The following is a 13,649-nucleotide window of genomic DNA, read 5'->3' as shown; positions in this document are numbered from 1 at the left end:
GTTCATTTTGTAACACTCTAAATTCACCCTTCATACATTAGATGAAGGAGTGATGAGTGTGAAGATTTTTGAGAATGTCATTAATCATAAGATTAATACCATTACTGGTGATGAACTATTCAAGTATGCGCAGCAATTTAATATTCGAGTGAATCGGCAGCAAGCAAATAAAGTTGCTCAATACTTAAGAGGGAAAAATGTAAATATTTTTGATGACCGTGAACGCGCATCGCTAATTAAAGAAATTGCTAAAATTGCAGGACCAGAAGCTGCAAGAGAAGTAAATAAGCTTTTTGTACAATTTACAAAATAAAATTTGAGCAGTGTTAATTTGTCTGTTGATTGGCGCTCCAGGCACTTCGCTTTCCGCGGGCGGTACGGGGAGCCTCCTCGGCGCTGAAGCGCCTGTGGGGTCTCCCCTGCCCCGTCCTCCCGCAGGACATTGAATTACTTCCTTGAATCTGCCCACGCACGAAGAAAATGCGATAGCATTTTCGAGGAGTCTTCGTGCCTTCCGCGCCAATCAACAGAGTGCCAAAAATAATTAACTAGTACTCATCCATTATTCAAAAAGCTGTGCCTCTCTTGGGCACAGCTTTTTGTTAGGCATGTATGATTTTATCTAGAAGGTCTTCGTTAAATTTTTGTTCTTTTAGCATTTCAATTTCGAATCGATATGGAGGCTTTTTATTATCTTTATCTTCGCCTACGAATGGTGTCTCGAGAATTTTAGGAACTTCTGTCAATTGTGGATGATGTACGATATAATTGAGTGCTTTAAAGCCAATATGACCAAAGCCAATATTTTCGTGACGGTCTTTTCTCATCCCTATTGCATTTTTACTATCATTAATATGAAGAACCTTTAATTTGTCCAAGCCAACAATTTTATCAAATTCATTTAACACGCCATCAAAATCTTCAACAATGTTGTATCCGGCATCATGTGTATGGCATGTATCAAAACAAACAGACAGTTTATCGCTATAGTTCACTCCATCGATAATCATGGCCAATTCCTCGAACGATTTGCCGCATTCAGACCCTTTTCCTGCCATTGTTTCCAATGCAATTTGTAGTTGCTCTTTACCAGTTAAAACTTCATTTAAGCCTTCGATAATCTTCTTAATACCCGCCTCAGTACCTGCACCAACATGTGCACCTGGATGCAGCACGATTTGCTTTGCACCGAGTGCCTCTGTTCTCTCAATTTCTGTCCGTAGAAACCGCACACCTAATTCAAACGTATCAGGATTTGTGGTATTTCCAATATTTATAATGTATGGAGCATGAACAACAATTTCATTGATTCCATGCTCCGCCATATGTCTTCTTCCAGCTTCAATATTAAGATCTTCAATTTTCTTCCTTCTGGTGTTTTGCGGTGCCCCAGTATAGATCATAAAAGTATTTGAGCCATATGAAACGGCTTCCTCACTTGCTGCAAGTAGCATTTTTTTACCGCTCATTGAAACGTGTGAACCAATTTTCAACAAAGCCTTCTCTCTCCCTTCAACCTTACTTCTTATTTAATCTTCTTTGACGTTTCTTAATTTTATCCATTTCCCACTGCATCTTCTTTTTGTAACCTGGTTTTACCTTTTGCGGTTTTTTGACCATCGATTTAGCAGTTTTTTCTGCTTCATCCTCTTTCCTTACACGTGTCTTTCTTTTATTGCGATCCTCTAATTCAACAAATTCCTCTTTTTTAAGATCGACGTACTTAAATTGAATCCCCATCTTTTCAAGACGATTTAATGCATCTTCATCGGAAATATCATAAACAGTTAGAGCAACTCCCGTATTTCCTGCTCTTGCAGTTCTTCCCACTCGGTGAACATAAAAGTCTAAATCTGTTGGTAATTCATAGTTAATAACATGACTTATTCCTTCGATATCAATTCCTCGTGAAGCTAAGTCAGTTGCCACAATATATTGAAATTCTAAATCTTGAATTTGCTTCATCATTTTTTTACGTTCACGCGGATTCAAATCTCCATGTACTCGAGCAACCTTTAACCCCTTGGCAATTAAAAAATTGGCTACTTCCTCAGCCATTTTTTTTGTATTTGTAAACACGATTGCTAAATATGGGTTGTACTGAATAAGGGCATCGTGGACAAGTTGCTTCTTATTGCGGTGTCTTGATGGTAAAAGGTAATGAGTTAGATTTTCTGCAGTTTTTCTTTTTGCATCAATGTGAATGGTTTTTGGATTTTCCATATACTTTTTAAGAAATGGTTTAAGCTTTTCTGGAATAGTGGCAGAAAATACAAGCATCTGCAATTTCTCAGGCATCTTTGCTGCTACTTGATCCAAATCCTCAATAAAGCCCATATCAAGCATCATATCCGCTTCATCGACAACAAGTACTTCTGAAGTATGAACAAAAAGTGCTTGTTCAACCATCAGGTCTTTAATTCTCCCTGGTGTTCCAACTACAATATGGGGCTGTACCTTTAATTTATCAATTGTTCTTTGCTTGTCCGTTCCTCCAATGTAACATCTAGTCATGATTGCCTTTTCAGGACTGCAATGCTCTGTCACCTTTAATATTTGATGATAAATTTGCGATGCAAGTTCTCTTGTTGGCGCAGTGATGACAGCTTGGACCTCTTTGCGCTCTGGGTTTATCCGTTCTAGAATTGGTAAAACAAAAGCAAGTGTTTTCCCTGTTCCAGTTTGTGATTGACCAATTGCACTTTCATTTTTTAAAACTAATGGAATCATCCGCTCCTGAATTTCAGTTGGCTCAAAAAATCCTTGTTCTTTTACTGCTTCTATAATAAATGGCTGTAAATTAAAACGTTCAAAACGATTTTCCTTCATGTAATTGCTCCTTATATATAAATTTCTACCGTTCATGGAGTAGTTTTCTTGCATTAGCAAGAGCTTCCACTTTTATTTCCATCATATCATTATAGTAAAGATTCATCTAAATAACCAGTTATTATCATCTTTTACTTTTGAACTACTTTTAATCATGAAAATTTTACAGTTTATCTTTTGTTTTATTCCTAAACCAAATTAAAGAAATTGCATACCTTAAATTATAAGGCTTTAATTGAGAGGAGGACTTCGTATGCAGCAGCCTAGAACAAGATTTCCCCTGCATGGGCATATGGGTTCACATATGATGGGTCCTGGACATTATGGAGGTCAACATCACATGATGACTCCTTATGGCGGTAATGGACAAATGATGGGAATACAGCAGCAGTTTACTAACAGCAGATCGATGATGGGACAAACGATGGGTAGAGGACAAGGAAAAAGAAATGGCGGAGGTTTACTTTCGAAAATACTCGGCGGGAAAAAGCAAGGCAATCAATTAGCAGGTCATGGGGGTATGCAAACTCCTTCCAGGAACGTTCCTAATGGAACGGGAGGCATTGGTTCAATACTGCAAACCCTAAGTAATCCTGACAGTCTCACAGGATTCCTTAATAATACACAACAGGTTTTAAGGACCGCGCAATCGATTGGCCCAATGATTCAGCAATACGGACCCATCGTTAAGAATCTTCCTATGATGTGGAAGTTATATAAAGGTTTTAAAGATCTTCCAACAGAGGAAAAGTCAGATGAGGGAAAAGAAGAGAACTCTATAATGGAAGACCACCCTGTCCATTCAGAAGTAGAGCCACAGCGAGTAGCGAAAAAGAAAAAAAGTGTTGCACCAGAAGCAGAAGCAGTGGTAGCGAGTAAACAACACAATGGTCCTTCTATTCCAAAACTATACATTTAATTGAATTTAATTGATAGATGCTGAAAAAAACAGCATCTTTTATTTTTTTGATAATGGATTTACTCTCGGATAGCAGGGGTTTACTCTCGGATAGCAGGGGTTTACTCTCGGATAATGGGAAATTACTCTCGGATAGGACAGATTTACTCTCGGATAACAGGAGTCACTTTCCATTAATGTATCTTTGTATTATTTCTATTAGTTTTATATAATAAATACATAGATTCAAAGTCAATGTTCCTAGGAGGACTTAATTATATGCAAATTATTAAGATTTCACCCCGCGGATACTGTTATGGTGTTGTTGATGCGATGGTAATAGCAAGAAATGCGGCTTTAGATAAATCATTACCACGCCCTATCTATATTTTAGGGATGATTGTTCATAATAAACACGTTACAGACGCTTTTGCTGAAGAAGGTATTATTACGCTTGATGGTAAAAACCGTAAGGACATACTAGACAAAGTTGATACTGGTACTGTTATTTTTACAGCGCATGGCATCTCACCAGAAGTAAGAGAGCTTGCAAAACAGAAAGGCCTGGTAACGATTGACGCTACCTGCCCAGATGTAACTAGAACCCATGATTTGATTGAAGAGAAAACGAAACAAGGATACCAGGTCATTTATATTGGAAAAAAAGGACATCCAGAGCCTGAGGGAGCAGTTGGTGTTGCGCCTGATGCTGTCCATCTTGTTGAGACACCAAACGATGTTGAAGCATTAACAATTGATAGTGAAAGACTGATTGTTACCAATCAAACAACTATGAGCCAATGGGATGTTGCTGAAACGATGAAAAAGGTTCAGGAAAAGTACCCGCATGCAGAAGCACATAATGAGATATGCAATGCAACACAAGTGCGTCAGGAAGCAGTTGCCGGTCAAGCAACTGAGGCAGATGTAACCATCGTGGTTGGAGACCCGATGAGTAATAACTCTAATCGACTCGCACAGGTCTCAGAAGAAATTGCTGGTACAAAAGCCTATCGGATTGCCGATATCTCAGAGCTTGAAATTGATTGGATTAGGGATGCTAAGAACATTGCAGTAACTTCTGGTGCATCTACTCCAACACCTATCACAAAGGAAGTTATTACCTTCCTAGAACAATTTGATCCGAATAACGAAGCAACCTGGGAACGTCGTAAAAGTGTTCCGTTAAATAAAATATTGCCCAAAGTTAAAAAATAACCGGTCGCTTTTGATCTGCCCCGTAAATGTTAGACACCATTCTAACATTTACGGGGTGTTTTTTTATGGCTAAATTTACAGTGGAGGAAAAGATCCATAGTGTTTTAAGGTATAAGTATGGGAATGAATCAATAAGGGAAATTGCGAGAGGTATTGGTGTTCACCAAAGTATTTTCAGCGCATGGGTTCGCCTATTTGAGCATCATGGAGAAAGTGCCTTTATAAAATCCTATACAAGCTATTCAACGAAGTTTAAAATGGATGTACTTAATTATATAAATGAGATGGGTACATCCTACCGTGAAACTGCTGCCATATTCAATCTTCCCACACACGCAATGGTTCGAAAATGGCAACTACAGTTTGAACAAGGTGGAATTAATGCCCTAGAATCAAAGAAAAAGGGGCGTCCATCCTTGAAGAAAGATACAAATAAACCAGAAACACAGAAACCAAGACCAGATGAAGAAACAGTGGAGGCATTACAAACGAAAGTCGAACGTTTAGAAATGGAGATTGCCTACTTAAAAAAGTTGAATGCTTTAGTTCAGATGCAGGAAAAATTACAAACAAAACCAAAGCGCAAGTAATTTTTGAACTAAAGGATAAGTATAAGGTCGTGGATTTAGTTGAAGTCGCTGACATTTCACGTGCTACGTATTATTGGTGGGAAAAACGATTAAATAAGGTTGATAAGTATGAGAGGGTAAAAGAAGCGATAACAGGGATTTTCCATGAACATAAAGGTCGTTATGGGTACCGTCGAATCACGAAAGAGTTAGAAAAAAGAGGTTTCCGTCATGATCCCAAAACGATTAATGGTTTAATGAATGATATGGGTTTAAAATGTATGGTACGTATGAAGAAGTTCAAATCTTATAAAGGAAATGTAGGCAAAACCGCTCCAAACGTTTTAAATCGCGATTTCACTGCCGAAACAATGAATGAAAAATGGGTTACCGATGTAACAGAATTCCACCTGTTCGGTGAGAAGCGTTACCTCTCTCCTGTACTGGATTTGTGTAATGGGGAAATCATTGCTTATAGTGTTATGAACCGTCCTGTATATAAATTAGTAGGTGACATGTTAGACCAAGCGATTGAACGTCTTCAGCCAGGAGACCAAGTAATTCTTCATTCAGATCAGGGTTGGCATTATCAAATGAGACAATATCAAAAATCACTAGAACGGCACCAAATAAAACAGAGTATGTCTCGAAAAGGAAACTGTTTGGATAATGCAGTCATGGAAAATTTCTTTGGCTTATTAAAGTCTGAACTCCTTTATTTACAGGAATTTGATAGTATAGAGCATTTTGAACAGGAATTAGCTGATTATATTCACTATTACAATCACAAACGAATGAAGGCAAAATTAAAAGACTTGAGTCCGGTGGAATACCGAACTCAAGTCTTAAAAGTTGCATAAAAATATTTGTCTAACTTTATTGGGTCAGATCATTTTGACCGGTTTTCTTTATACAAACTGAAATGGATCGGTATTCACTTCTGAAGGAAAGATTTCAACATCGTATCCTGATTCTTTGCACAACTTTGTAAGTGTAGCAGTAAGTCCCTTTTTCATCACTTTTTCGACATTATGGCCAGGATCAATCATGTTTAATCCCTCCATCATCGCGTCATGCGCTGTATGATAATAAATATCACCTGTAATATAAACATCTGCACCCTTAAACTTTGCGTGCTTGAAATACTTATTTCCATCGCCGCCTAATACGGCCACTTTCTTAATACGTGATGATAAATTCCCAACCACCCTAACCTTATCAACGTCCAAAACTTCTTTTACCTTCTCAGCAAATTCTCCTAGTGACATTTCTTTGACCGCGCCAATTCTGCCTAACCCAAGAACTTCCCCTTTATTTTCTACAGGATATACATCATAAGCCACTTCTTCATATGGATGGGCTTTTATCATAGCTGTAACTGTCCTTCTAACCAGATGCTCAGGTACAATGGTTTCAATTCTGACCTCATCTACCTGCTCAAGTTGCCCTTGCTGTCCGATAAAAGGATCGGTATTTTCCCCAGGCAAAAACCTTCCTGTTCCATTTGCCGAGAAGGAACAATGGCTATAATTGCCAATGAAGCCTGCTCCAGATTTCCCAAGGACCATCCTAATCTCCTCAGCGTGCGTTGCAGGTGTGAAAACCACTAATTTCTTAAGCTTCGTCTCAAAGGTCGGAACGAGTACCTCAGGGCTTTCCAAACCAAGTGCTTCAGCCAGAAGGTCATTTACTCCTCCTTTAGCCACATCAAGGTTAGTATGGGCTGCATAGACCGCTATATCGTGCTTTATTAGTTTTTCAATCATTCTGCCCTGTATGGTGTCAGTAAGAACATTCTTAAGCGCACGAAAGATTGGTGGATGGTGGGCAATGATAAGTTGTACATCCCTTTCAATGGCCTCATCAATCACTTCCTCTAGTACATCAAGGGCAATCATAACTCTTTCAATTTTTTTGTTGAGGCCCCCAATTTGAAGGCCGATCTTATCACCTTCCATCGCAAGCCCCTTCGGAGAAAACTGCTCAAAAAGTTGAATAATTTCATGACCATTCGCTTTTTTCATTGTCCAATACCCCCTCAACGAGTGCAATTTTTCCTAAGATTTCTTGTTTTTTCACTTCATTTTCCGGTGATTGCGGCGCACCCTCGAGCTGTTTATAAATACGCAGCCAGTTCTTTTTTTCAAGGCTCCATTTCTTCTTAAATGCATTTTCTTTTCTTTGAAGAAGAAAAGGTCCGACTAAACGACCGGTTTCTAAATGCACATCACGATAAGGCTTTAAAGGCTCACCCTTTTCTGCAACTAAAATCTCATAAATTTTGTTATCTTCTTCGATAATTTCCTCCGCAATCAATTCCCAATGATTATCGATTAGCCAATCTCGTATGGCGATTGCATTAATATTAGGCTGCAATACTAGACGCTTAACAGCGGCTAATTTTTCTTTCCCATTTTCTAAAATACTGGCAATAAGACTACCACCCATTCCGGCAATAGAAATACAATCCGCATCTCCGGGCTGAATCACTTCTAACCCATCGCCCATTCTGACCGAAATCAGTTCAGTAAGTCCTTCTGCCATTACATTTTTTTCAGCTGACTGAAATGGGCCTTGAGCAACCTCTCCAGCAATACCAAAGGATATTTGACCATTTTTCGCAAGATAACTTGGTAAATATGCATGATCGGAGCCAATATCCGCGAGCCTAGAATCCTTCGGAACATATTTTGCTACAGTTTCTAACCGAACTGATAATTTATCTGTATTCAAATCATTCACCACTTTTTATGTATTAATTCTAGTATAAAAAAAGTCCTTTACATAAGCAAAGGACCTTTTCATTGAAACATTATTTTATGTCTGCTAACCATTCAGCCATTGCATCGGCTTCCTCTGGTTTAACCATACCGCCAGGCATATTTCCTCTACCCTTGGTGACTACTTCGATAATTTCTTCCTTGGATAACCTGTCTCCAACACCTGTTAGAGCAGGACCCATTCCCCCTTGGTACGCATCACCGTGACAGCCTACACAAGACCCTGTGTAAATTTCTTCAGGACTTTTTGCAACCTGTTCTGTTTCAGTACCGCCTTCTTTTTCCTTGGCAAGCTCATCCATATCCCCGAGGCCTTTGAAAGACAATAAGAACATTAGTCCGATTCCAAATACAAAGATCAGGATGTAAGGAATAACCGGATTTCGATTCATCATATAACCTCCCTTATGTACGTATAACTGTAAATAAATAGTCTTCTACAAACAACTACTATTTTACTTTAAAAACTTAAGAAGGAAAAGCCCTAAACTTATTTTGTCACGATAATATTTGTAAAAAATGCTAAAAGGGCTGATATTAATAAATAGTCAGCCCTTTTATTCTTCCCTTATTTCCCTTTAACAACCAATTAATCGAGCAATAACTGTCCTTTGAATTTCGGAAGTTCCTTCACCAATTTCAAGCAACTTGGCATCACGCATCATTCGTTCTACATGATATTCCTTCATGTAGCCATATCCACCATGCAATTGTACCGCTTGATTGGTTACTTCCATACATATTTCAGAGGCATAGAGTTTACACATAGAGGCTTCTTTACTAACCGGTCTCCCTTGATCCTTTAGCCATGCAGCCTTATAAACCATATTTCGAGCTAATTCAATCTTCATTGCCATATCTGCCAATTTAAACTGAACAGCCTGAAAGGAGGAAATGGACTTACCAAACTGTTTGCGTTCCTTTGTGTACTGCAATGACTTTTCAAAGGCACCTTGAGCAATCCCGACTGCCATAGCCCCAATCCCAATTCTTCCTCCATCTAAAGTGATTAAAAACTGCTTGAAGCCCTCACCCTTTTTACCTAATAGATTCTCTTCTGGGACCCTTACATCCTCTAATACAAGCTCAGTAGTATTAGAAGCATGCAGACCCATTTTTTCATAATTGTCAAACACCGAGAAGCCATCAGCGCCAGTAGGTACAATAATCGCACTAATTTCTTTTTTCCCTTCGTCCATACCTGTTATCGCCGTTATAGCTAAATGCTTTGCGTAGCCCGCATTCGTAATAAAGCACTTATTGCCATTAATGATGTATTCACCATTGCTTAATGTGGCTGTTGTTCTGGTACCTCCTGCATCAGAACCAGCATTCGGTTCCGTTAATCCAAAAGCACCAAATGATTCACCTGTACAAATAGGTGTTAAATATTTTTGCTTTTGCTCTTCTGTACCAAATAAATTTAATGGTGCACCACCCAGGGAAATATGAGCGGAATAGGTAATTCCAGTTGAGGCACAAGCTCTGCTCAGTTCTTCTGTTACAATCGCAAAACTAATAGTATCTGATCCGCCGCCGCCATATTCTTCAGAAAATGGAAGACCCATTATTCCCATTTCTGATAATTGTTTAAAGACATCCACTGGAAATTGTTTAATTCGATCTCTCTCGATGGCCCCTGGAGCAACAACCTCATCAGAAAACTCACGAATCATCTTCTTAATCATTTCTTGTTCTGAAGTCAGATCAAAATTCATATCCATCCCCCTTGTGATAGAAATGTATGCGCTACCAATATTATATGAGGGATTCATTAATATTCTCAAGATTTAAAAATTTTTAAATATTTTTAGTTATTCTTGAATAGGATATTATAACTTTAAACAGTAATCTTCTAAGAAGGAGACATAATTTACCCTTTCTTACAAAAATGATTTGTGATTAAATTTAAAAAGATTACCTTTACCTATTTGCAAAGTGTAAAACAATTCAGTAAAATAAATACAAATACAGAAAGTGCTTTCATTTCCAATTTAAAAAATAGTTTACCCCTTGTCAGAAGTAAACTATCTTTTATAAGTGAGTATTTTATTCTAAGAAGTCTTTCAGACGCTTGCTGCGACTTGGATGACGTAGTTTACGCAGCGCCTTTGCTTCAATTTGACGAATACGTTCACGGGTAACCCCAAATACCTTCCCTACCTCTTCTAGCGTGCGTGTACGTCCATCATCTAACCCAAAGCGTAAGCGCAGGACGTTTTCTTCACGATCTGTAAGAGTATCAAGGACATCTTCAAGCTGCTCTTTTAATAATTCATAAGCTGCATGCTCTGAAGGTGAGGTAGCATCTTGGTCTTCAATAAAATCACCTAAATGTGAATCATCTTCTTCACCTATAGGAGTTTCAAGGGAGACTGGCTCTTGAGCAATCTTTAAAATTTCTCTAACCTTATCTGGTGTTAAATCCATATCTTCGCCAATTTCTTCTGGTGTTGGTTCACGACCAAGGTCCTGAAGTAATTGTCTCTGAACACGGATAAGTTTATTAATGGTTTCTACCATGTGCACAGGAATACGAATAGTTCTAGCTTGGTCTGCAATTGCTCTTGTGATGGCTTGACGTATCCACCATGTAGCATACGTACTAAATTTAAAACCTTTGCGATAATCGAATTTTTCAACGGCTTTAATCAATCCCATATTACCTTCTTGAATAAGGTCAAGAAATAACATACCGCGACCGACATATCGTTTTGCAATACTAACTACAAGGCGCAGGTTTGCTTCAGCTAGGCGTCGCTTTGCTTCTTCGTCGCCTTCTTCTATTCGGTTCGCAAGCTTAATTTCCTCTTCAGCAGAAAGTAAGTCGACTCGACCAATTTCTTTTAAGTACATACGAACAGGATCGTTTATCTTCACTCCAGGAGGTACGCTAAGATCATTTAGATCAAACTCATCGTCATCTCCTTTTGCTAATTGCTTAGGATTTGGATTTTCCTCGTCACTTTCTCCTACTAATTCGATTCCTTGATCACCTAGAAATTCTAAAAATTCATCCATTTGATCGGATTCTAATTCAAAATTCGCCATTCTTTCCGCAATATCATCGTAAGCAAGGACGCCGGTTTTTTTTCCCAGTACCGTTAACTGGTCTTTTACTTGTTCAAAGGTCAATTCGTTCTCTGCCTCTTTTGAACGGGCTGATTTTTCAGCCATATGTCCCCCTCCTTCTGAGAATCAAAGACATAAAAAATGGAATCTATAGCGATTTACGCAATTGATTGATTTCACTAGCAATCGCAGCTGCTTTACTATAATCACTTTGTCGCTCTGCTTCTTTAAGTTCCACTTCTTTTTCTTTTATCTTTAACAATTTTTGATAATTCAACACCTGTTTGATATAATCATTTAATTCTTGACTACTTAATTCGTCATTTATTGACATCATTTCAATGTCAGCGACTATTCTTCTAAGATTATCATCTTGAATATAGGTTAAAAATGCACTGGAATCAGGATTCATATGCTCTTCGTAAAAACCAATTAGATATGTTATTATTGCCTGATGTTCATCGTTGTTAAACGTGTTGCCCCGCAATAAATCCTGAACCTTATAAGCCGTATCTCGATTTCTTAACATATGGGCAATTAATCGCCTTTCAGCCGTGTAATATCTAGGCTTCATCTTATTATCCTTTTTAATAATTACATTGGGCTTATTTATTGGCGGTGTTTGGCCATTTGATTTTCTTTTTTCTGTGAAGAAAATTTGCCTTAATTGTTGCTGTAACGCATCTAGAGAAATTGAAAATTCTGAGGCAAGTTGTCGCAAATAATGATCTTTTTCAACAGCTTTAGTCAATTTACTTATTTCTCTTAGTATTGTTTCGATATAAGCAAGCCGTTCTCCTTCAATTTGAAGATTTTTTCCTCTTCGAAAATAAAGAAATTTAAATGCCATCCAGGTATGGCTTGCACTTATTACCTCATTACGAAACTTTTCTGGACCATACTGTTTTATATATTCATCCGGATCGAGTCCATCTGACATCAAAGAAACTTTTATGGTACAACCAGCTTCGCTAAGCATATTGCCTGCTCTATAGGCGGCTTCAATTCCTGCTTTGTCTGAATCAAAACAAATCGTTATCGACTGAGTATTCTGGCGGATAAGGGTAATATGGTCTTCAGTCAAGGAAGTACCCATAGTGGCAATACCATTCTCCACACCTGATTTATCAGCAGCTATAACATCTGCAAATCCTTCAAAGAGAACTACTTGTTGTAATTTCCGTATACTTGGTTTGGCCAAATGGAAATTATATAAAATTTTGCTTTTATTAAAGATTGCTGTTTCGGGACTATTTAAATACTTGGGCTCATCTGCCCCCAATGCTCTTCCAGAAAAAGCAATCGCATTTCCATTTCGGTCAAAAATCGGAAACATAATTCGATCCCGAAAGCGATCAAAATAGGTTCCATCCCTTTCTCGTTTGATAATTAATCCGGCCTTTTCCATCAATTCTGGAGTAAAATCTCTTTTGGTAAGAAATTTGTATACAAAATCCCATGAATTTAAGGAATAACCAATCTGAAATTTATCAATCGATTCTCGGGTAAAGCCTCTCTTCAGCAAATACTCTAAAGCATGTTGACCGTCTTTTGTATTAACCAGTAAATGATGGTAGAATTTACGCAAGAGTTCATGTGCGTCGAGCATTGACTGAAGCTCCGGAGAAACACTCTTCCCCTTCCCATTGACTGAGAAGTTCAATTGTAAGTCAATATTAGCCTTTTCAGCTAATTTAACGGCAGCTTCTAGAAATGTTATTCCTTCCAGCTCCATTAAAAATGAGAAAACATTTCCTCCCGCTCCACATCCAAAGCAATGATAAATTTGTTTATCTGTTGAAACGGAAAATGATGGGGAGTTTTCTCCATGGAAAGGACATAATCCGAAGTAATTTCGCCCTTGTTTTTTCAGTTGAACATATTCGCTAATAATTTCAACAATATCAACAGATTGACGAATTTGATTGATTTTTTCTTCGGCAATCCGTTCTGCCATGAAAAACATCTCCAATTTTACTTATTCAACAAAGCGCTCTTAAATTCCTGCATAATTCGACAATTTTTTTGTTAATTGTTTCATAAAATTTTCGAGGCACGTCCAATATCCTGTATAACAGTATATCCCCCCTTGCAGTATGATTCATGATGGATAAGTCGGCTGCTTTTTTTTGGAATCAACATTTTTCCATGTTGCATTACCATATGTAGTCCTATTGTTTCCATGATGATCACACGAAGCAATAAATAACTTTTTTACGGAAAAATGTAGAAGCAATTTCGACAATTTCTTCTTCACAGGGCATGAATCTGCATCGACAAAAA

12 protein-coding genes are annotated in these 13,649 nt (G+C 38.0%); 4 read left to right on the top strand and 8 right to left on the bottom strand.

All coding sequences use genetic code 11. The features are described from left to right. Positions 1-58: 58 nt before the first annotated feature. Complete coding sequence (locus QUG14_RS25990; RefSeq protein WP_289343361.1) at positions 59-313, top strand: DUF2624 domain-containing protein; 255 nt, start codon at positions 59-61, stop codon at positions 311-313. Between the two features lie 289 nt (positions 314-602). On the opposite strand, the gene QUG14_RS25985 is transcribed toward QUG14_RS25990, so the two are convergent. Together QUG14_RS25985 and QUG14_RS25980 are read right to left on the bottom strand one after the other, a co-directional pair. Next, positions 603-1,496 (bottom strand): deoxyribonuclease IV, encoded by an 894-nt coding sequence (locus tag QUG14_RS25985; protein ID WP_289343360.1) that lies wholly within the window; start codon positions 1,494-1,496, stop codon positions 603-605. A 22-nt stretch (positions 1,497-1,518) separates the two neighbouring features. Beyond that, positions 1,519-2,829 (bottom strand): DEAD/DEAH box helicase, encoded by a 1,311-nt coding sequence (locus QUG14_RS25980; protein WP_289343359.1) that lies wholly within the window; start codon positions 2,827-2,829, stop codon positions 1,519-1,521. 253 nt (positions 2,830-3,082) lie between these two features. On the opposite strand from QUG14_RS25980, the gene vrrA reads away from it, so the two are divergent. From vrrA to QUG14_RS25965, 3 genes are all read left to right on the top strand, one after another. Beyond that, positions 3,083-3,748: a VrrA/YqfQ family protein gene (gene vrrA, locus QUG14_RS25975; protein WP_289343358.1), complete on the top strand. Its 666-nt coding sequence runs from the start codon at positions 3,083-3,085 to the stop codon at positions 3,746-3,748. Between the two features lie 258 nt (positions 3,749-4,006). Continuing rightward, a complete protein-coding gene (locus QUG14_RS25970; RefSeq protein WP_289343357.1) occupies positions 4,007-4,945 on the top strand; it encodes a 4-hydroxy-3-methylbut-2-enyl diphosphate reductase in 939 nt (312 codons plus the stop codon). Positions 4,946-5,010: 65 nt separating this feature from the next. Continuing rightward, positions 5,011-6,374 (top strand): IS3 family transposase gene (locus tag QUG14_RS25965; protein ID WP_289343356.1). Its coding sequence is split into 2 segments (ribosomal slippage): positions 5,011-5,470 and positions 5,470-6,374, totalling 1,365 coding nucleotides; the frame shifts between segments, so codons are not numbered across the junction. A gap of 48 nt (positions 6,375-6,422) precedes the next feature. Here the strand turns inward: QUG14_RS25965 and QUG14_RS25960 are convergent. The 6 genes from QUG14_RS25960 to dnaG form a co-directional block, all read right to left on the bottom strand. Then, on the bottom strand, positions 6,423-7,538 hold the full coding sequence (locus tag QUG14_RS25960) for a Nif3-like dinuclear metal center hexameric protein (RefSeq protein ID WP_289343355.1): 1,116 nt from the start codon (positions 7,536-7,538) through the stop codon (positions 6,423-6,425). After that, a complete protein-coding gene (locus QUG14_RS25955) occupies positions 7,516-8,247 on the bottom strand; it encodes a tRNA (adenine(22)-N(1))-methyltransferase (RefSeq protein WP_289343354.1) in 732 nt (243 codons plus the stop codon). The genes QUG14_RS25960 and QUG14_RS25955 overlap by 23 nt, the downstream gene beginning before the upstream one ends. 79 nt (positions 8,248-8,326) lie before the next feature. After that, positions 8,327-8,686, bottom strand: coding sequence for a cytochrome c550 (gene cccA / locus QUG14_RS25950; protein ID WP_289343353.1), 360 nt, complete (start codon positions 8,684-8,686; stop codon positions 8,327-8,329). A 186-nt stretch (positions 8,687-8,872) separates the two neighbouring features. After that, complete coding sequence (locus tag QUG14_RS25945; protein WP_289343352.1) at positions 8,873-10,012, bottom strand: acyl-CoA dehydrogenase family protein; 1,140 nt, start codon at positions 10,010-10,012, stop codon at positions 8,873-8,875. 331 nt (positions 10,013-10,343) lie between these two features. After that, positions 10,344-11,471, bottom strand: a complete 1,128-nt coding sequence (gene rpoD, locus QUG14_RS25940) for an RNA polymerase sigma factor RpoD (protein ID WP_289343350.1) — start codon at positions 11,469-11,471, stop codon at positions 10,344-10,346. Positions 11,472-11,514: 43 nt separating this feature from the next. Further along, positions 11,515-13,323 (bottom strand): DNA primase, encoded by a 1,809-nt coding sequence (gene dnaG / locus QUG14_RS25935; protein WP_289343349.1) that lies wholly within the window; start codon positions 13,321-13,323, stop codon positions 11,515-11,517. Positions 13,324-13,649 lie beyond the last annotated feature (326 nt).

The organism is Neobacillus sp. CF12 (assembly GCF_030348765.1).
In the GTDB taxonomy this organism is placed as follows: domain Bacteria; phylum Bacillota; class Bacilli; order Bacillales; family Cytobacillaceae; genus Neobacillus.
The sequence above is the reverse complement of the archived record's forward strand: the minus strand, read 5'-3'. Positions and strand labels throughout refer to the sequence as shown.

Coding starts and splice junctions, on each gene's coding strand:
- dnaG (WP_289343349.1), bottom strand. CDS start 13,323: ATGGCAGAACGGATTGCCGAAGAAAAAATCAATCAAATTCGTCAATCT.
- cccA (WP_289343353.1), bottom strand. CDS start 8,686: ATGAATCGAAATCCGGTTATTCCTTACATCCTGATCTTTGTATTTGGA.
- QUG14_RS25945 (WP_289343352.1), bottom strand. CDS start 10,012: ATGAATTTTGATCTGACTTCAGAACAAGAAATGATTAAGAAGATGATT.
- QUG14_RS25980 (WP_289343359.1), bottom strand. CDS start 2,829: ATGAAGGAAAATCGTTTTGAACGTTTTAATTTACAGCCATTTATTATA.
- rpoD (WP_289343350.1), bottom strand. CDS start 11,471: ATGGCTGAAAAATCAGCCCGTTCAAAAGAGGCAGAGAACGAATTGACC.
- vrrA (WP_289343358.1), top strand. CDS start 3,083: ATGCAGCAGCCTAGAACAAGATTTCCCCTGCATGGGCATATGGGTTCA.
- QUG14_RS25960 (WP_289343355.1), bottom strand. CDS start 7,538: ATGAAAAAAGCGAATGGTCATGAAATTATTCAACTTTTTGAGCAGTTT.
- QUG14_RS25970 (WP_289343357.1), top strand. CDS start 4,007: ATGCAAATTATTAAGATTTCACCCCGCGGATACTGTTATGGTGTTGTT.